The 19,580-nt window shown below is 67.4% G+C and carries 12 protein-coding genes; 2 read left to right on the forward strand and 10 right to left on the reverse strand.

The annotated features are described in order from the left end of the window. Window positions 1-292: 292 nt before the first annotated feature. From U0177_RS11640 to U0177_RS11650, 3 genes are all read right to left on the reverse strand, one after another. The gene (locus tag U0177_RS11640) at window positions 293-2,170 is read right to left on the reverse strand and encodes a CHASE4 domain-containing protein (protein WP_409570798.1); all 1,878 of its coding nucleotides are present in this window, start codon (window positions 2,168-2,170) and stop codon (window positions 293-295) included. A gap of 216 nt (window positions 2,171-2,386) precedes the next feature. Beyond that, window positions 2,387-3,370 (reverse strand): hypothetical protein, encoded by a 984-nt coding sequence (locus U0177_RS11645; RefSeq protein ID WP_409570799.1) that lies wholly within the window; start codon window positions 3,368-3,370, stop codon window positions 2,387-2,389. A 25-nt stretch (window positions 3,371-3,395) separates the two neighbouring features. Then, the gene (locus U0177_RS11650) at window positions 3,396-4,298 is read right to left on the reverse strand and encodes an EamA family transporter (protein WP_409570800.1); all 903 of its coding nucleotides are present in this window, start codon (window positions 4,296-4,298) and stop codon (window positions 3,396-3,398) included. A 573-nt stretch (window positions 4,299-4,871) separates the two neighbouring features. Between U0177_RS11650 and U0177_RS11655 the strand changes: the two genes are divergently transcribed. Then, on the forward strand, window positions 4,872-6,347 hold the full coding sequence (locus U0177_RS11655) for a glycosyltransferase family 4 protein (RefSeq protein ID WP_409570801.1): 1,476 nt from the start codon (window positions 4,872-4,874) through the stop codon (window positions 6,345-6,347). 138 nt (window positions 6,348-6,485) lie between these two features. Here U0177_RS11655 and U0177_RS11660 read toward each other — a convergent pair whose 3' ends face one another. The 7 genes from U0177_RS11660 to U0177_RS11690 all read right to left on the reverse strand — a co-directional run bounded on the left by U0177_RS11660 (window position 6,486) and on the right by U0177_RS11690 (window position 16,225). Next, window positions 6,486-6,995, reverse strand: coding sequence for a hypothetical protein (locus U0177_RS11660; RefSeq protein ID WP_409570802.1), 510 nt, complete (start codon window positions 6,993-6,995; stop codon window positions 6,486-6,488). 302 nt (window positions 6,996-7,297) lie between these two features. Continuing rightward, complete coding sequence (locus tag U0177_RS11665) at window positions 7,298-9,172, reverse strand: FG-GAP-like repeat-containing protein (protein ID WP_409570803.1); 1,875 nt, start codon at window positions 9,170-9,172, stop codon at window positions 7,298-7,300. 301 nt (window positions 9,173-9,473) lie between these two features. Next, on the reverse strand, window positions 9,474-10,004 hold the full coding sequence (locus U0177_RS11670) for a hypothetical protein (protein ID WP_409570804.1): 531 nt from the start codon (window positions 10,002-10,004) through the stop codon (window positions 9,474-9,476). 464 nt (window positions 10,005-10,468) lie between these two features. Beyond that, window positions 10,469-11,722, reverse strand: coding sequence for a glycosyltransferase family 4 protein (locus tag U0177_RS11675; protein WP_409570805.1), 1,254 nt, complete (start codon window positions 11,720-11,722; stop codon window positions 10,469-10,471). 27 nt (window positions 11,723-11,749) lie between these two features. After that, window positions 11,750-12,838: a glycosyltransferase gene (locus U0177_RS11680; protein WP_409570806.1), complete on the reverse strand. Its 1,089-nt coding sequence runs from the start codon at window positions 12,836-12,838 to the stop codon at window positions 11,750-11,752. Between the two features lie 163 nt (window positions 12,839-13,001). Next, entirely contained in the window at window positions 13,002-15,848 is a 2,847-nt protein-coding gene (locus tag U0177_RS11685; RefSeq protein ID WP_409570807.1) for a glycosyltransferase, read from the reverse strand. Continuing rightward, complete coding sequence (locus U0177_RS11690) at window positions 15,845-16,225, reverse strand: hypothetical protein (RefSeq protein ID WP_409570808.1); 381 nt, start codon at window positions 16,223-16,225, stop codon at window positions 15,845-15,847. The genes U0177_RS11685 and U0177_RS11690 overlap by 4 nt, the downstream gene beginning before the upstream one ends. A gap of 1,036 nt (window positions 16,226-17,261) precedes the next feature. Here U0177_RS11690 and U0177_RS11695 point away from each other — a divergent pair. Next, on the forward strand, window positions 17,262-19,565 hold the full coding sequence (locus U0177_RS11695; protein ID WP_409570809.1) for a GDP-mannose 4,6-dehydratase: 2,304 nt from the start codon (window positions 17,262-17,264) through the stop codon (window positions 19,563-19,565). Window positions 19,566-19,580 lie beyond the last annotated feature (15 nt).

Genomic DNA, 19,580 nt, shown 5'->3' on the forward strand with positions numbered 1-19,580 from the left:
ATCGGCAATTAGCAGACTCATAACGACAGTGCTAATAATACCGAAAGATGGCTATTTCGGCAAGTGGGTTTGACAGTGGGGCAGGGCTCGTGCAACGTCTGTCGACCCCTCGCCCTACCCCCTCCCCGCTGCGCGGGAGAGGGAGGTAAGGGGGTGAGGGCCAAGGTTGTACGAGCCCTAGACAGTGGGGTTCGGGGGTGGCTTCGCCGCCCCCGAAATTTCTTTGTGCGATAGCCTGCCCGGCTTTGGCGGGCAGGCTATCGCACAAAGAAAGCTACCAAGAGGAATGCCACTAGTCGCTGGCGTAGGCGATCGCGTCGAGTGGGAAAGCGATCACAAAGGTAGAGCCATTGCCCGGCGAGCTTAGCACGGTGATCGTGCCGCCGTGGGCCTCGACGGCAAGCTTGCAGAACGCCAGGCCCAGGCCGGTATTGCTCTGGCGGGTGCCATCGGGGCTGGTGACGCTAAAGCGCTCGAACAGGTGTGGCAGGCGCTCGGGCGCGATGCCGGGGCCATTATCGTGGACGATAATCTGAACGTTGGCCTCGGTGTGGCGGGTGCCAAGGGTAATCAGCGTGCCGACGGGCGTATGCTTCACCGCATTCGACACAAGGTTGTTGATCACGCGCTGGAGCAAGCTAATATCGACGAGCAGCGGCGGAAAAGCCGGACTCGGCGCCACGTCAATCTTCTTTTGCTCGAGCTCGACCCACGAGCGCAGCTCTTCGGCGCAGGTGTTGAGCATCTGCATAATATCGGCCGGCTCGCGGCGGATCTCGAGGCGGCCCTCGCTCAGTCGCGCCACATCGAGGATCTGCGACACCAGCATCAGGCCGCTCTTGGCACCAAGCTGGGCGCCGGCCACCACCGACTGCTGATCTTCGCTCAGCTCAGTCATCAGCAGAATATCGAGGTAGCCCAGCACGGCGGTGAGCGGCGTCTTGAGATCGTGCACCAGCATCTGGCTGAACTGCTCGCGCGAGCGCAGCAGCTCTTCTTGCGTCTGGGCGCGCAGCTCGTCGGCCTGGCGGCGCCGCACCTGGGCGCGCTCGAGGTCGGTCAGCATGGTGTTGATCGAGTACGACAGGCGCGTCAGCTCGTCGTTGCCCTGCGTCTCCATGCGCAGCGAGAGGTCGCCGCTGGCGCCGATCGCGTGGGCGCGCGCGTCGAGCTTCGACACGCGGCTGATCACCAGGCGCTCGAAGCCCAGCATACCGGCGCCGCAGCTCACCACCACCACCACGATCAGCGCGATCACGAAGTAGTTCACCGTCGACACGCCCTGGCTATAGATATTGCGCGGCATCTCGACGCGGATAGCCAGGTTGGGCTGGCCGTACACATCCGAGAGCAGCGAATAGCCGATGATCGACTGCGTCGAGAGCGCGTGGATCTGCTCGGGCTGGTTCTTGCTAAGCTCGCTGGCCTCGCTGATCAGCTGCGCATCGTCGAGCTTCACAATATTGAGCTGGAGGTGGGTGGTATCGGCGAGCTGCCGCACCAGCCCGGCGTCGAGAAAGCGGCCAATCAGCAGCGCGCCGCGGATCGGGCCGTGGCCATCGCTGGTGAGGATCGGGCGCGAGGCCACCAGCATTGGCCCCTCGGGCAGCAGCACAAAGCCGTTGATCGCGCTATCGAGGGCGTTATGCTTGAACAGCGCGCTCTGCGTCACGGTGGGCTGGCGGAAGTAGCCTGGGATGGGCATTGCGCGGCCATTCGCCAGATCGTAGGCCTTGCCGCCGACCAGCTGGCCGTTGGTATCGACGATCAGCAGCAGGTTCATGTCTTCGGCAGGAAACGAAGGGTCGGCGAGGTCGACGTTCAGAAAGTTCTCGTTGTGATCCTGCACGAACGCATAGCTATTGTCCCACGTCGCATAGCCAGTGGCCGAGTGGTCGAGCTTGGTCACGGCAATCTTAAAGGCATCGTGGGCGCGGCCAAGCTCGGTGCGCAGCGTCTGCTGCTCGAGGGTGACATAGCTTTCGAGGATCAGCAGCCGCAGTGGCAACGCGAGCGCAACCAGCAGGCCAAGCAGGCCAACGCCGAGCAGGAACAGGATCTTGAAGCGCAGAGCCACAAAGCGCTTCTGCCCAAAGAGCCGCTGCTCGGATATAGCGTCGACGCGCGGACGCAGGCCAACGCGCTGGTTCGACTCGGTTGGGTTAAGCATAGACGTAAACCGTCGCCGTAGCCACTGTAACTCTGGCTAGCCAGCTTGGCACGGGTATATCAAACCAGCCGGCACATGCAGTGTGAATATAGCTGCCGTGCTAGCGCGCACCAATATCGGCGCGGGCTAGCCGATACAGGCTGCCTGGAAGAATAGCATAACATACGACAAGAGCATAGTGCAAGCGGCTATTAACGCTTCAATATGAGATTATGATCATACTCCGTAGCGACGGGCCGCGCTCTGCACGAGCATATCGAGCATGGCCGGGTAGCTGAGGCCCTGGCGCTGTGCGAGGCGGTAGAAGCTGGAAAGCTGCTGGATGTGCGGGTGCGTGCTGGCCTCGATAAACCAGGGCGTGCCGTCGGCATCGACGCGAAAATCGAGCCTGCCGTAATCGCGGATGCCTAGCGCGCGCGCGCCGCGCAGCGCCAGATCGGCGACATACGCGCGATCGATGTGCTCGGGCGGGTCGGCGTAGTCGTAGCCGTCGTTGTAGACTTCCTCGGTAGCGAGGTAGTGCGAGCCATCGGGCAGCCTGCCGTTGACGGTTACCGCCAGAATGCCCAGCACGCGCGGCTCAGGGTCGACAAGGATAGGCACCTCAAGCTCGATGCCATCGACAAAGGTTTCGACGAGGGCGGGCTGGGCGTAGCGCCGCACTAGCAGCTCGGCGCGCTCGCGCGCGGCCGCCGGCGATGCCACCACCGCCTTGCCCTGCTCGATGCCAATGCTCGAACTTTCGGCCACCGGCTTGACGATCGCCGGGTAGGGCAATCCGTCGAGCCGCGTCTCGATGCCGGGTGCCACCAGCGCCGCGCGTGGCGTCGGCAGGCCGGCATCGCGGGCCACCAGCTTGGCGTGGTACTTATTGCGCGTCAGGCTAAGCACATACGGGGTCGAGCCGATATACGGGATGCCGGCAGCCTCGAGGATGGCCGGTGCGAAGCTCTTGCGCTCGGCGCCGCGGTAGCCAACCGAGCGGTTCAGCACCAGATCGCAGTGCTGGCGCCAGTAATCGAGCCGAGCGAGCAGCGCGGTGGTGTCGCCTATCGGAATAACCCTGTAGCCGGCGGCCTCAAGGCCATCGATCAGCTCGCGCTCTTCTTTTGCCGATAGTAGCTCTGAGTTGCAGTCGGACGGATCGCCTTCGAGAAACTGGTAATCGGCTTTACGCTCGAACAACAGACCAATCTGCACCAATACCTCCCTCTACCGCAGCGGCTCACGCCGAGAGCGCCCAGGTTCCGGCGACGATCAGGCAGATCGCCAGCAGGCGCTGCGCGATAATCGCCCGGCTCAGCTGCTCGTGGCCATAGCGCGGGGCATAGCGCGTAAGCAGAACCGCATAGGCAAATGCAAACAACGGCTGAAGACTATGCACGGTGGCGATCAGCGCCAGTGGCGCCAGCAGCGACGCAAGGTTGGTGGCCATTTTCGCGCTGACGCCGATCGCCTCATTCAGCGAGACCAGGCGCACCAACCGCCAGCCGCCGTCGCGCAGCGAGGCGCGCACTTCCTCGCGATACTGCCGCACGCCAAACAGCAGGCACGCGCCCACCAGCGCAAATCCGGTGTACTCCCAGAAGCTCGACACCCAAAAATCTTCCTGGATGGCGACGTATTTGAACAAAAACCAGTTGAACGCATTCAGCAGCGCCGCCAGCAACATCAGGCCAAGCACGTCGGCCTTCACGCGCGGCCGCTGGCGGCCGCGCTCGAGCGCCACCACCACGGCGCCGAGAATGATCAGCAGCGCGGCGCCAAGCTGCGGCAGGCTGAGCTGCTCGCCGAGAAACACCAGCCCGAGCACATAGCTGAAGATCGCGGTGGTTTGAAACAGCGGCACCACCAGCGACGTTTCGTCGCGCTGAAGCGCGTAGTAGTACGGCAGCAGGCTGAGCACATACAGCACGCCATTCACCAGCACGATCGCGGCGTGCAGCGGCGTGATGCTCAGCACATGCGGCTGCACAAGCGCAATGATCGGCAGCAGCACCACCCCGACGGCAGCCGAGTAGATCATCAGCGTGCCCACACTGCGGCGCTGGCCGAGCAGGTATTTATCGATGTGATTGCTCAGCGCCCAGAGCGCGGGCGCGAGAGCCGCAAGCAGAAACCAGAGCATCTATCTTCTCGGGTGCAAAGCCCTTCGAGCGGCGCCGGGGATAGGCCATCGTGCCACAACCCCACGCTCGGCGCGCCCGTGGCCCACGCGCCGGCCAGGCCAGGCGCGCACTGTTTGCACAGTTACCGTTTGACGTCGGCGAATAGGCGCGATCTGGCACGATGAAAATCACGCCATCCGGCTCGCTACTTGCGTATGCGTATCGTGGGAACCTGCCGTGCGCGATGCGGCAGACGGCCGCATACACTACAGGGTTACAGAGTATACCATAGAAGCAACAAGGATTGACGCACAAGCCAAACGGCTGCAGCGGCGCCAAAGCGCCCACGCTTTGACGGCACCCTCAAACGGCTGTACCATTCGCGCGACGCACCGCCCGATTATCGTAGAGTTACGCACTTGCGCTATTGGCTTCCTCGAGCGGCGAGATGGCAGCCTGCGGCAGCTCCGTATGCGGTGTTTCCGCGCTCCGCGCGGGAAAACCGCATACAATACACGAAGAGAGTACCACTCTGCCGAAGGCTGAGAGCGCCAGCTGCGTAAATCCTACATAGAATAGAGCGCCGACGAGCAATGAGCCAAGCCGCGCCTCCGCGCATTCTGATCATCAGCCACGACGTAGTCGGCCAGCGCATGGCCGGGACGGGCATCCGCGCCTGGCAGATCGCGCGCGCGCTCGCGCGCCTGGGCGACCTGACGCTGATCGCCCCCGGCGCGATCGATCTGGCGCCCGATGGGTTTCGTGCCGGCGGCTACACCTGGGGCGACGCGGCTACGCTGGCGCGGTGGCTGGCTGCGGCCGACCTGGTGGTGGCGAATGGGTTCGTGCTGGAAGCCCACCCCGAGCTGGCGACGATCGCACAGCCGCTGGCGCTCGACCTGTACGACCCGGTGTTGCTCGAAAACCTCGAGCTGCTGCGCGCGGCGCCCGCCGAGGCGCGCGCGGCGCGCGCCGCCGCCGACGGCCAGCTGCTGGCGCGCCAGCTGGCGGCCGGCGACTTCTTCGTGTGCGCCACCGAGCGCCAGCGCGACCTGTACCTTGGCGCGCTGATGCTGGCCGGCCGGCTCACGCCAGGCCAGATCGACGCCGACCCTACCGCGCGCGCACTGCTCGACGTCGCGCCATTCGGCCTCGACCCAACCCCGCCGCAGCGGCGGGCTTCGGCGCTGCGCGGCGTGCTGCCGGGCATCGCCGCCGACGACCCGCTGCTGCTGTGGACGGGCGGGCTGTGGGACTGGCTCGACCCGCTGACGCTGATCGAGGCGATGCCGGCGCTGATCGCACGCCAGCCGCGCGCCCGGCTGGTGTTTCTGGCGGGCAGGCACCCCGGCGCCGCCGCAGCGATGCGCATGCCCGAGCAGGCGCGCGCCCTGGCCGAGGCGCGCGGGCTGCTCGGCCGCCACGTGTTCTTCTACGACGAGTGGGTGCCCTACGAGCGCCGCGCTGATGTGCTGCTCGACGCGACGATCGCCGTCTCGCTGCACCGCAACCACCTGGAGACCGCCTACGCCGCCGTGCGCTCGCGCTTTCTCGATCACCTGTGGGCGGGGCTGCCCAGCCTGGTGAGCGACGGCGATGCCGCCGCCGAGCTGGTGCGCGCGCACGGCCTGGGCGCGGTGGTGCCGCCCAGCGACGCGGCTGCCACCGCCGAGGCGATCGACGCGCTGCTGGGAGACGCGGCCAGGCTGGCCGCGTGCGGCGTGGCCGCGCGCGCGCTAGCCCAGCAGTTTGCCTGGGAGCACGTGCTGGCGCCGCTGGCCGCGTGGGTGCAGCGCGCCGGGCGCGGCGAAGTGGTGCGGCACGCCGAACCCGCGCGCGCCGCGATAGCGAGGAGCATGCCAATGAGCGAGCAGCAGCGCGAGCTGATACAGCAGATGGAGGCGAGCTGGCGGCTGGATGCGCCAGCGCCGGCGGGGCTGCGCGGCCTGGCGGTACGCCTGATCCGGCGCGGGCTGGCGCCGCTGCTGGCGCAGCAGCGCTCGTTCAACGCGGCAGCGCTGCGGCTGATGTACCGGCTGCACGACCCCGACGCGCCGCAGGATGAGTAGGTGTGAAGGCGCGGCCGGCACGCCGCGCGGCACAGAGAGGCGTATCGGGCTGCCCTGAGGCATAGCCGAATGTGGCTGAGGCTGGCACAGCGGTCTTTTGCATCACCACAGCGCGGCGCCCGCCGCAGCCTGGAAATGTTAGCGCTCGGCGGGCGGCCGGCCAGACTCGGCGAGACGGGCTTCAAGCTCGGCGACGCGGGCGCGCAGCTGGCGCTGCTCGTCGCGCAGGGCCTTGAGCTGGCCCTCGATCGAGCGCAGACGCTGCTCGCTGTGCATAGCCTCGAGCGACTGAACGCGGCTGGTGAGGTGGTGCAGGTGCGTGACGATCGCCTCGGACACGCGCACTGCCGCGCCGTGAAACTCGCTGGCCTGCTGCAGCTGCGGCAGCTGGTACCACCACGTGAGCTTGCGCGCGGCGCGCTGGCCCAGCTCGAAGGCGCGGCCAAGCGCGCCCGCGCGCGCAACCACGCGCCCCAGGTCGAGCGACCAGGTAGCGTGCATCTGCGCGACATTCTCGGCCAGGTAGGTATCGGCCATGAAGCGCTCGTCGAGCTGCGCGACGCGCTGGTGCTGATCGACCGCGCGCTCGACAGCTTCGAGCGCCGCGAAGACGCTGTGCCCCTCGGGCTCGACCCAGATGATCGCCATAAACTCCTCGCTGCTGTGGCTGCGCCGCGCGCATTATAGCGCAGTTTTTGCCAGGTGCTCTTTCGCGCTGCGGCAGAGCGGCGGCTCTGCCACAGCGCGAAAAACGCAAACCTTTGGAGGGCCTGCGACCCTCCAAACCTCATAGATTGTGTTACACTACGTGGCTTCGCCACGTAGTGTAACACAATCAGAAATTCGGGGGCGGCTTCGCCGCCCCCAAACCCCCACCAAGCCGAAGTCAGAGAAAGATGGCTGAATGCCATGCTGCCGCAGGCAACAGAAAGCGCGCAGACGGAAGCTGCTTAGCGGCGCGCCACCGGCACCAACATGTCGTGTACCTGTGCAGCCACTAGCATATGCACGCTGATCGACAGGTTGTTGACCGCCGAGCTCAGCGTGACGGTGCCATCGTAGCTGCCCGGCGCCTTGCCGGCCGCGTCGAGCGTCAGCGTAATGCTGCCGGGCGTGCTGCCGCTGCCGGGGCTGGCGGCGAGCCAGGGCTGATCGTCGCTGGCGCTCCAGGCGATCGCGCCGCCGGCCAGGTCGCTGATGCCGAGCGCGAGCGTGCGGCTGGTGTTGGCTTGCACCAGCAGCGATACGCTGCTGCTCGAGGCGTGCAGGCCCGATGCGAGCAGCAGCGCGTTGTTGTTCGCGCTGCGCCGCAAGGCCGGCCACGGCTGCGCCGACTGGCTCGCGGCGCCGTCGAAATCCCAGGCATACAGGCCGCCGGTGCTCTGGTTGCCGCGCGCGCCGGCCGCCACCAGCTCGAGCTTGCCGTCGCCGTCGATATCGCCGACCGCCGCAGCGCCGTTGACGCTGAACTCGGTGTTGAGCGCCCACTGGCCATTTTGCGGCGGGATGGTGGTGCGCGTAAGCTGGCCGCCGGCCTTGTTCCAGGCCACAATGTCGAAGTTCGAGGGCACGAACACCTCGGGGCTGCCGTCGCCATCGACATCGGCCACCACCGGCGAGGCGTTGGTGCTCCAGCTGATGGTGCCGCTGGCGCCGGCCGGGATCAGCGGCTTCTTCGGCCAGCCGGCCAGCTCGGAGCCATTGCCGTTGAACACGTGCACCCAGCCATCGGGCGGCGTGCTGAGGCCATCCTTTACTTCGGCGGTATTGACGATCACCTCAGGCTCGGGGTCGCCGTCCATGTTCGCCAGCGCGGGCGAGGCGAAGGCGTACTGGCCTGGAATCGCGCGCGGCCAGCCGGGCAGCGCATTGCCGCTCGCGTCCCAGGCGTTGATATACTCGCCTGCGCCCGCGTGCACGCGCCCGCCTGGCGCGCAGGCGGCCACGCCGTTGTAGCAGCGCCCGGTGCCCACCACGATATCGAGCTTGCCGTCGCCGTTGATGTCGCCAATGGCCGGCGACGACCAGATCACCTCGTCGATCTGCTTGGGGAAGCCGGCGATGTCGATCAGGTTGCTGTCGTAGACGTGCAGGATGCCGCCGTCGAGGGTTTTCTTGCCGGGGTCGACGTGCGAGTCGACGCCGATGATGATCTCGGGCGCGCCGTCGCCGTTGATATCGGCGATCGCGGGCGACGACCAGATCGTATCGAACACAAAGCGGCCCTTGGTGACGACGCAGTTGTTGTTCATGATTCGCACCTGCGCGTCGAAGCCGCCGAAGATGATCTCCTTCTGCCCGTCGCCGTTCAGGTCGGCGACTGCGGGCGAGGAGTAGACGCCATCGGGCACCTTGTTGCCGTCGAAGTCGTTGGTGGCGGTGAAGGCGCAGCGCAGCGTGCCGTTGCTGCGCAGCACATACACGCCCGCGCCGCTGTTCTGGGCAGTGAAGGTGCTGCCGGCGCTGACAACGACCTCGTTCGTGCCGTCGCCGTCGAGGTCGGCGATGGCGGGCTTGCTTTCGATCGCCATATTGCCGGTGTCGTACTCCCACAGCTTGGCGCCACTGCCGGTGTAGGCGTGCACCTTGCCGTCGCTCGCGCCGACGACGATATCGCTCACGCCGTCGCCGTTCACATCGCCAAGCGCGACCGAGCCGAAGCGCACAGGCGCGCCATTCAGCGAGACGGGAAAGCCTGGGTGTACGGTGGGCGCGGCGGCGATGGCGGGTGCCGCGAGCGTGCTGGAGTTCGACAGAGCCGAGGAAGCCAGTGCCAGTGCCAGTGTCAGCAGGGGAAATGCCCTACGGAGGCGAAATTGAGCCATAGTGGTGTGTGCTCCTTCGCTGTTGTACTGCGGCGATGTCGTGCGGCGAACCAATGTGTTCATTATAGCATCCGGGGGTGGCCGCCGAAGGCCGACGCTCTGAGGCACGATAGTTGACGCAGCGCTGTGGACGCGCGCCGTGGCTGCCTGACGCTTCGCACGCGCTGGCGCGGCAGCGGCACGCCGGGCAGCGCAGCCACCGCGCCAGCGCGGCTGGCGAAAGTGTGATCAAATGCTCACCTGGGCGCGGCGCTGGCGGGCAGGCTGCGCGCCCAGGTGAACAGCTAACGAGGAATCAGGCTCACGATCGTTTGAAAGTCGCGCATCCAGGCGTCGAGGGCCACAAACGCCTGGTTACGCGCGCGCGTGGCCGCCACAGCACGGGCATGCTGCTGCTGGCGCGCCCGCAGCGTATCGACACGGCGGCCAGCTGGCGCTGCCCTACGGCGATCTGCTCGGCGTTGACGCCGTAGGCCGTTAGGTGCGCCAGGATCGCCTCATCGTTCAGCGCATTGGCGTAGAATTGCTCGGCATAGTGCTGCCAGGCGGTCTGCGCGCGTGGGCATTGTTCGCCGAGGCCAAGCGCCTGGGCGAGCGCGCGCTCGCCGCGCAGCGCGACCTGCGCAATCGCGCGGTGCTGCGCGAATATACTGCGAGCAGATGCCTGGGCGGCGTGGTGCCTATTGATTGCAGCGATGCTCGCGCCATACTGCGAAGACTGATCGATGAACAGCTCCCAGGCATGGTGGTGAAGAGCGAGGCCTTCCTTCAAGCGCTCGGCGCTGTAGCCATAGTTGGCAAGCAGCGTGCGTTGGCGCTCGCTTTCGAGCATAAAGAGGAGCGCCATTCTCGCAGTATATGCGCGCTGCTCCATCGAGTCGGTGGTGCTGTACTTCTCGCCCCACGGCAGCCTGCGGTTCTGCCGCGGCTTGGCGCGCTTGGCGGGCGGGGCGGCGCCTTTGCGGGTTTGCGCGGCAGCTTCCGAGGTAGGCGTGAGCGTTTCTGAGGTTGCTCCGGCGCCTTTGCGGGCTCGCGCAGCGACTTTGCGGGCTCGCGTTGCCGCTTCGGGGGCTGGCGCTGTGGCTTCGGGGGTTGGCTGCGCTGCTACACGGCGAGACGGACGTTTGGCCTTACGATGCATGGGTACACTCCGGGTGTGTTTCAGAGTGGTTAAGTAGCGCGCCTAAGCACCTGGCGGATCCATTGTTTCATGTACCGCCCGGCGCGGCCCGCAGCAACCCACCCATGCTTGCAAAGTGTAAGCGTTTTAATTATGAAATAGGAACAGACGGCTAGCTACGCGCGGCGCACAGTCTCGGCGGCGTGCTGGTACACCTGCAGCGTCTCGCGGGCCGCGCGCGCCCACGAGAACTGCGCGGCGCGGGCAGGGCCGGCCTGGCGCAGTCGCGCGGCGGTGGCTTCGTCGGCCAGTATTTGTGCCAGCGCCTCGGCGATGCTGGCGCTGTCGAGCGGATCGCAGTAGAGCCCGGCGTCGCCGAGCACCTCGGGCAGCGAGCTTATGTTGGCGGCGACGGTTGGCACGCCGCTGGCCAGCGCCTCGAGCACCGGCAAGCCGAAGCCCTCGTAGAGCGAGGGGTAGACAAACGCCGCCGCGCCAGCCACGAGCAGGGGCAGCTCGGCGGCGGGCACCCGGCCGAGCCAGAGCACATACCCGGCTACGCCGGCGCGCTCGGGGGCGGCGAGGATCTGCTCGAACTTCCAGCCGTACCCGCCGGCGATTGCCAGCGGCGGCGCCTCCAGGCCCTGCGCGGCCAGCGTAGCGCGCAGCCGGGCGTAGGCCTCGATCAGGCGGACGTGGTTCTTGCGCGGCTCGATCGTGCCGAGGGTAAGAATATAGCCGTTGGGGTGCAGGCCGTAGCGCTCGATCGCCGGCTGCACCTCGGCGGGCGCGCGCGGAGCGAACTGCGGGCCGGCGGCCTCGTACACCACGCTGATGCGCTCGGCGGGCACATGGAGGTAGCGCTCGATGTCGCGCCTGGTGGCATGCGACACCGCGATCAGGTGGGTAGCGCGCGTGGCGGCGAACTGATCTTTGGCGCTGTGCAGCGCGGTATTATCGCTCACATGCCACTCGGGATGCGAGAGCGTGGTGAGGTCGTGGATCGTAAGCACGGCGGCGCCGCGCGGCGGCCGGTACTGGAACTGGTCGGAGCAGTGGAACACATCGGCGCGGCCGAGCGCGGCGCGCAGCTGGAGGCCTACCGCGCCGGTAGCGGCGAGCGACCACGGCGCGTCGAGCGCGTGGTCGGCGCGCTCGGCCAGGGCGTGCGCGCGGCCGGCTCGCGCGAACGGCAGCATGCTCAGGTAGCCGCGCTGTAGCCCGGCCACGCGAACCACACGGGCGTGCGGCGCGTCGAACAGCCCAGGATCGGCCTGCATAGGGCGGCCAGGATTGAGCGGCAGCATGTCGAGCAGCGTCCAGCGGTGCTGTGCCCCGGCGCGCAGCAGCTCGGCCAGGATGGCGCGGGTGTACTCGAGCACGCCAGCCTGCGCGATCCGCAGCACCGAGATGTCGAAGCCAATATGCATTGCTACGCTCGCGATCTCGTAGAGCGATCATCCACGCTGCTGCACGCCGATAGCCCCGAGCCGCTCGACGATCCGTTCGGCGGCGTGGCCCCACGTCCAGCGCGCGGCGGCAACCTCGGCGGCGCGCACACCCACGGCGCGAGCCGCGTCGCGGTGCTGGTACACATAGCGCATACGCTCGACGAGCTGCTCGAAGTCGGGCTCGGCCCAGCGCCAGCCGTGGTAGTACTCGCACTTAGCCTCGGCCGGCACCAGCGCGCGCGCGCGTACCGGGAAGCCAACCTGCTCGTCGAAGAACTCGGTCTGGCCGCTCCAATCGGTAGCGATCGCCGGCAGACCGCAGGCCATGGCCTCGAGGATGGGCATGCCCCAGCCCTCGCCGCGCGTCGGCAGCACGAAACAATCGGCGCTGCGATACAGGCTGCCCAGCTCGGCGGCGGGCAGGTGGTGGTTGAGCAGCAGCGCCACGGGCGGGCCATTGCGCGGCAGCCCCAGCGCGGCGATCTGGCGCGCCACGTCGACATCGCCGTCGAAATTGTTGGTGCGCACGATCAGCAGCACGTCGTCGCGCGGGCCGAAGGCGGCGCTATAGGCGCGCAGCAGCAGCTCAGGCGCCTTGCGCTCGCCCCACTCGAACACCGACAGAAACGTGTAGCGCTCGCGCAGCGGGCGGCCCGGCAGGGCCGGGTGGAAGCGCGCGGGGTTGTAGCCCAGCGGCATCGGGTAGATCGGGCGGCGCACCCCGGCGGCGCGAAACGTCTCGGCGCCCCAGCGGCTCGGCGTCCAGACCTCATCCATGGCATTGCAGGCCGCGACCCAATCGGCAGGCAGGCCGTCGACCTCGAGCATGGTATAGCCGATCTTGTAGCCGGGATGCGCGGTGTAGAACAGGTCGGCTTGGTCGTAGCTAACCTGCGGCGCGCCAGCGGGCAGCGGGAGCGCGGCGGCGGCCAGCAGCGCCGGGTGCGTAATCGTGCCGGCCACAGGCCAGGGCGAGGGCCGGTGGGCCAGCGTGACGCCGCGCGCCTCGAGCGCCAGCGCCAGCTCCTCGGAGTGGGCCGAGTAGCCGATCGGCAGGCCCCAGCGCGATTGCCAAATAATGGTTGTAGGATCCATATGTTTATTAGGAGTTACGCACTTGTGCTGTTCGGCTTCCTCAAGCGACAAGATTGCGCCTGCGGCAGCATGGTACTTCTCCAACTTCTGTATGCGGTTTTTCCGCGCGGAGCACAGTACCGCTCTGCCGAAGGCTGAGCACGCCAACTGCGTTTGTCCTAGTTTATAATACCAACGCCTCGAGGCGCGCGCTGATCAGCGCGGCGGCGCGCTCCCACGTCCAGTCGCGCGCCACAGCGGCGGCCGCGCGCGCGCCGACGGCGCGGGCCTCGTCGCGCTGGTCGTAGACATAGCGCAGCAGATGCACCAGATGATCGAAGTCGGGGTCGGCCCAGGAAAAGCCGGCGTAGTACGGGTTGCGCGCCACGGCGGGAACCAGGCCGCGCACGCGCAGCGGGTAGCTGATCTCCGGGCGCATAAACTCGGTTGGTGCGCTCCAGTCGGTGGCGATCGCCGGCAGGCCGCAGGCCATGGCCTCGAGGATGGGCATGCCCCAGCCCTCGCCGCGCGTCGGCAGCACAAAGCAATCGGCGCCGCGATACAGGCCGCCGAGCTGGTAGGCCGGCAGATCGTGGTTGAGCAGCAGCGCGACGGGCGGGCCATCGGCGGGCAGGCCCAGCGCGTCGATCTGCTGAGCCACGTTCACATCGGGGTCGCGGTTATCGACCTTCAGCACCAGCAGCACGTCGTCGCGCGGGCCGAAGGCGGCGTGATAGGCGCGCAGCAGCAGCTCGGGCGCCTTGCGCTCGCCCCACTCGAACACCGACAGAAACGTGTAGCGCTGGCTCATGCGCCGCGCGGCAATGCCGGGGTGGAAGTAGTTCGGATCGACGCCGAGCGGCACCACATAGATCGGCCGGGCCACGCCGCTGGAGCGGAAGGTAGCCGCGTTGAACTGGCTTGGCGCCCAGATCTCGTCCATCTGGTTGGCCTGGCGCACCCACTCATCGGGCAGTCCATCGGTCTCGAGCATGGTATAGCCGACGCGATAGCGCCCGCTGTTTTTGTGAAACAGATCGCCGGGGCCATACAGCACCTGTGGCAGCGCGGTGTCTTTGGCGCGCTGGCGCAGCTGCTCGACCCGCGGGTCGCCGCTGCTGGGCTCGGCGTAGGCGTTGCCGTACAGAAAGGCCAGGCGCACATCGACGCCGCGCGCATCGAGCGCCAGCACGAGCTTGCGCGACGACACGGCGTAGCCGCTGGGAGCGCTCACCTGGGCGTGCCACAGCAGGCGCTGGCGGTACCTGGCGCGGTAGTAGCCCTCCCACTTCGCGCGAAAGATCGCCTGCGACGCGCCGTACATCTTCCAGAAGTTGACGTTGTTGAGCCTGGTGCTGACATTCTCGTAGTGAACCACGCGCACATCGCCGTCGCACACGATCGCGTAGCCGGCGGCAGTCGCGCGCAGGCAGTAGTCGGTATCCTCGTAGTACGAAAAGAACTGATCGTCGAGCGGGCCAATCGCCTCGAGCGCGTCGCGGCGGATGTACATGCACGCGCCGATCACGCCCTCGACCTCGCGCACGCCGGGGTACTGGCCGATATCCTCCTCGTCGCCGCCGACCTGCCAGCCCCACAGCGCGTCGGGGAGCATGTAGGTGCCGACGTGGGCGAGGCGGCCGCTTGGCGCCAGCAGCTTACAGCCAACGACGCCGTAGCGCGCGTCGCTGTGGGCGGTGGCGCGCAGCCGCGCCAGCCAGTCGGCATGGATGATGCGGGTATCGTTGTTGAGCATCAAGACATCGGCGCCGGGCGGCACGGCGCGGAAGCCGCGGTTGTTGCCCCTCGTGAAGCCCTCGTTGGTCGCGTTCTCGATCAGCGTGACCCACTCGAGCGTACGCAGATACTCGCGGGTGCCGTCGGTGCTCCCGTTATCGACCACGATCACCTGGTACTCGACGCCGCTGGTCAGCTCGCGCAGGCTGCTCAGGCACTCCTGCGTCACCGCGAGGCCGTTCCAGGTAAGGATGATAATCGCCACCGGCGGCAGCGCGGGCGGGCGCGGGTCGGCCTGTAGGCGCGGCGCGGCGGGCGTGGGCGCCACTGCGGCGGCGGCGCGGGCCGCGCGGCTGGCGCCAGCCGCACGGCCACGCAGCTCGGCCAGCATGCCGGCAAGCTCCTGGCGCTGCCCACGCCAGGGCGCGGCCGGCGCAAGCTCGGCCAGCATCAGCAGGGCGTCGAGGTAGGCGCGGCGCAGCACGCCAGCGCCGCCGGACTCGACCCGATCGGCGAGCTGGCGCTGCTCGGCGGCGCGAAACTCGCCGAGCAGCGCGGCAGCAGAGGCGTGTTTGAGCAGCAGGCGCAGGCGGTTGCGCTCGATCAGCGCGGCGTGGCGGTAGTCGCCGGCGGCGGCGGCCGCGCCCTCGTGGTGCGTCAGAGTCGCCTGGGGCGTGTAGAGCACCCGCCAGCCGGCCGCGCGGGCGCGCAGGCACAGGTCGGCGTCCTCGAAGTAGGCCGGGTTGAAGCCCTCGTCGAGCAGGCCGATCTGATCGAGCATCGCCGGGCGCAGCGCTACGCCGACAAACGCGACATACTCAGGCTCGGCCGGGGCATCGTGCTGGCCGGCGCCGGGCTGGCCGTAGCCAAGGTTGCGCCCGTAGCCGAGCGGCCAGAGGATCTCGGCGCCAGCGTGCTGGATCGTGCCGTCGGGGAACAGCGCCTTGCAGCCCACCACGCCGACGGCCGGGTCAGACAGCGGCGCGAGCAACGCGGCGAGCCAGCCGGGGTGAACCTCGGTATCCTGGTTTAGCAGCACAAACGCCTCGGGCGCGGCGGTGGCGGCCGCGCGGATGCCACGGTTGACCGCGCCGGCGAAGCCGAGCGGCTCGGGGGTGCTGAGCAGGTGAACCTGGGGGAACTCGGCGGCGACGATCGCCGCGCCGTCGTCGGACGAGCCATTGTCGACGGCGTAAACCTCGAAGGCGGCGCCGCGCTGCGCCAGCAGCGCGCGCAGGCACGGGCGCACAAACGCCGCGCCGTTATGCAGCGGGATGATCACCGCGACGCTCATGCGGGGCGCGCCTCGTGGTGCTCGGCAAGCTGCTGCTCGAGCTGAACCAGCCGGGCGGCCAGGGCGGTATCGGCGTCGTCGTGCTCGGCGAGGTGCTGCTCAATCAGCGCGGCGCGGCGGGCCAGCGCGCCCAGCTGAACCTGCAGGCCCTGGAGCTGGCCGAGCAGCTCGCTGTGGCGGCGGTCGTCGTTGGCCGAGAGCGCCTGGAAGGCGTGCACCACCGCAGCGTTGAAGGCGTTCTGCTGCTCGATGATGCCGCCGAGCAGGCGGTAGATCGCGCGGCTGGCCAGGCTTTCGGCGCCGGCCGCCGCAGGCTGGCGAATATGCCACAGCTCGTCGAGGCGCTGGAGCGTCTGGTTGCGGGTGGCGTCGTCCATCGGTGTTCCTATTGCGCGAGAGCGGGGCTATTCTAGCACGGCGGCACGGCCTTGACAACCGGCTGCGCCGGGGCCTATGCACTCCTCCGTAGGGCACGCATGGTGCGCGCCCCTCCCCGTATGGGTGCCTGCCTGGGCCTGCGCGGCCCCGCGCCCTGTGTGGCGCTCTGCGCCTTTGGGTGCCTGCCGGGGCCTGCGCGGCCCCGCGCCCTGCGGCAGGGGGCTGCCGCCAGCCCCCTGCACCCCGCCGCTGGGGCTTGCGCCCCAGACCCCGTAATGGATGCCGGTGTCTATTGCGCCTTGGTGGCGCCTGCCTGGTGGCGCAGAAGCACGTGATGCTTTGCCCTGAGGGCTTGCCTCGTGGCATAGAAGACTCTGTTGGTTCATTCTGGGGCATGAACGTACGGCGTTGACGCTGGCACGGCCTTTCCCGTAGGGCGCGCATCGTGCGCGCCTCGTGCTCGCCTTTCCAAAGGCCTTCGGGAGCTACGCCCCAGATCCTAAAAAAGCCGTCGCTGGGACAACGGCAGTGGCGCCTGCCTCGTGGCGCAGAAGCACGTGATGCTTTGCCCTGAGGGCTTGCCTCGTGGCATAGAAGAATCTGTTGGTTCATTCTGGGGCATGAACATACGGCGTTGACGCTGGTACGGCATTCTTTCCCGTAGGGCGCGCATCGTGTGCGCCTTTTCCCTCTCGGGGTGAGGCAGGGCCTGGGCTGCCCCCAGGCTCCGTAATGGATGCCGGTGTCTATTGCGCCTTGGTGGCGCCTGCCTTGTGGCACAGAAGAATCTGCTGGTTCATTCCGGGGCATGAACATACGGCGTTGACGCTGGTACGGCATTCTTTCCCGTAGGGCGCGCATCGTGCGCGCCTTCTCCCCCTCGGCGTGGGCGGAGGCCTGCGCAACCCGCGCCCAGGGGTGTGCCGAGAGCCCTGCGTGGCCGCGTGCCATGGTGGGCGCGGCGCCCGAGCGTCGTGCTCCCGGATTGGTGTATACTATGGCGGCTGTTGAGTTAGAAGATGGATGCATGGCACTATGAAACACCTCATCACCGGCGGGGCGGGCTTTATTGGCTGCAACCTGGCGAGCGCACTGCTCGCGCGCGGCGAGGCCGTGACCGTGCTCGATAACCTGAGCCGGCCGCTGACCTCGCTGAACCTCGAGTGGCTGCGCGAGCAGTACGGCGCGCGGCTGCACTTTGTGCACGCCGACATCCGCGACGCCCAGGCGATGCTCGCGGCCGTCGACGGCCACGACGTGGTATATCACCTCGCCGGCCAGGTGGCCGTGACCACCTCGGTGGCCGACCCGCGCGGCGATTTCGAAGCGAACGCGCTTGGCACCCTGAATGTGCTCGAGGCCGCGCGCCTGGCCGGCCGACCACCGATCGTGTTCTTCGCCTCGACCAACAAGGTCTATGGCGGCATGGAGACGGTGACGATCGAGCAGCACGCCACGCGCTACATGTATCGCGACCTGCCCTACGGCGTGGCCGAGACGCAGCTGCTCGACTTCCACTCGCCCTACGGCTGCTCGAAGGGCGCGGCCGACCAGTACGTGCGCGACTACGCGCGGATCTATGGCCTGAAGACCGTGGTATTCCGCCAGTCGTGCCTGGCGGCCGACCAGCCGGTGCTCACGCCCTTTGGCACCAAGCCGATCGCAGCACTGCGCGCAGGCGACGTGGTGCATAACGGCCAGGGCTGGACGCGTGTGAAGCATGTGTGGAAGACGGGAGTGAAGCCAGTGCGGCGCCTAACCACAATGAACGGCATGGCGCTGACGCTGACGCCCGACCATCGCATGGTTCGCCCCCATGGCTTGTACAGCAATCAGCAGTTCACCTATGGTGACTTCCTGGCGGTGTTGCCCGAGGCACGCTACGCCCCAGCCTGGGAAGATGTGCCTGACATTGCGCTGGATGCTGAGGAATATCTCGCGGCAGTGCAGGCAAAAACTTCGGATCCACGGTGCCTGAACGAGGCTACCGCAATCGCCGAGCGCCTGCTGCCATTGCGAGGCGATCGGCTACTAGCAGTCGCCGAGATCGTCGGCCGCCTATTCGGCGATGGCAACTTGTCGCTGCACCAACGCATCTCGCGCACAAACCCTTCGTACTATGTGCAGCATTACGGCCTAACCGACGAGCTGTCACAGGTCGCGCAGTGGCTCGAGTGGCTGGGCTTGCCGACTAGCGGCATTATCGAGAGCATATCAGAGTCAGCCATGCCGAGCGGCCATGTGATCAAAGGCCGTTCGTACCGTATTCAGCAGCAAACAATCGCTGTTTTCACCTTGTTCGAGCAGCTTGGCGTACCCGTAGGTGATAAGGTGCGAGTAGCGTACGAGCTGCCGGCATGGGTCTCAGGCGGGCATCGCCTGGTCAAGCGCGCGTTTCTGCGCGGCTTTTTCGGTGCCGAACTGGGGCGGGTGTACGCCGACTCATACATCGCGCCTTCGTTCGCGCAGTCGAAGGATGTCGAGTTCTTGGCGAGCGGACGGCGCTGGCTACAGCAGTTGCGCGACCTGCTGGCCGAGTTTGGCATTGAGACCTCGTGCTTCGAGGCCCAGCCGACGATCTACAAGCGCGGGACGACCGTGCAAATGACGGTGCGGCTGCTGGGCGGCTACGCCCTTTACCCAAAGCTCGCGGCGATCGGCTATGGCTTCAGCCCTGAGCGCAGCCGGCACCTGAACACGCTGCTGCGCTGGACCTGGACGCACACAACGCCGGAGTGGTTCGACACGACCAGCGAGCTTTACCACGCCGATGGCCCGCTGCACTGGGATAGCCTGGCGCAGATCGAAGAGCTGGGCGAAACCGATGTCTACGACCTGGAGGTTGAAGACGATTCCCACGTGTTTATCGCCGGTGGTATGCAGGTTTCGAACTGCATCTACGGCCCGCGCCAGTTTGGCGTAGAGGATCAAGGCTGGGCCGCGCACTTCGTGATCGCCGCCACCATGGGCCGGCCGCTGTCGATCTACGGCGACGGCAAGCAGGTGCGCGATATGCTGTATATCGACGACCTGGTGGCCGCGTACATGGCCGCGCTCGAGCGCATCGACAAGGTCGGCGGCGAGATCTTCAACGTCGGCGGCGGCATCGACAACACGCTGTCGATCTGGGCCGAGTTCGGCCCGCTGCTCGAGCGCCTCACCGGCAATCCGATCGCGGTGCGCTACGGCGACTGGCGGCCCGGCGACCAGCCGGTGTATGTGAGCGACATCCGCAGGGCCGAGGCCATGCTCGGCTGGCGGCCGCAGGTTGCGGTGGCCGAGGGCATCGAGCGGCTGGTGCGCTGGGTGCAGGCCAACCGCGCGTTTTTCAGCAGGTAGCCCGGCCGGCACCCC

Origin of the sequence: Kouleothrix sp. (genome assembly GCF_046328425.1) — a bacterium.
Lineage (GTDB): Bacteria > Chloroflexota > Chloroflexia > Chloroflexales > Roseiflexaceae > Kouleothrix.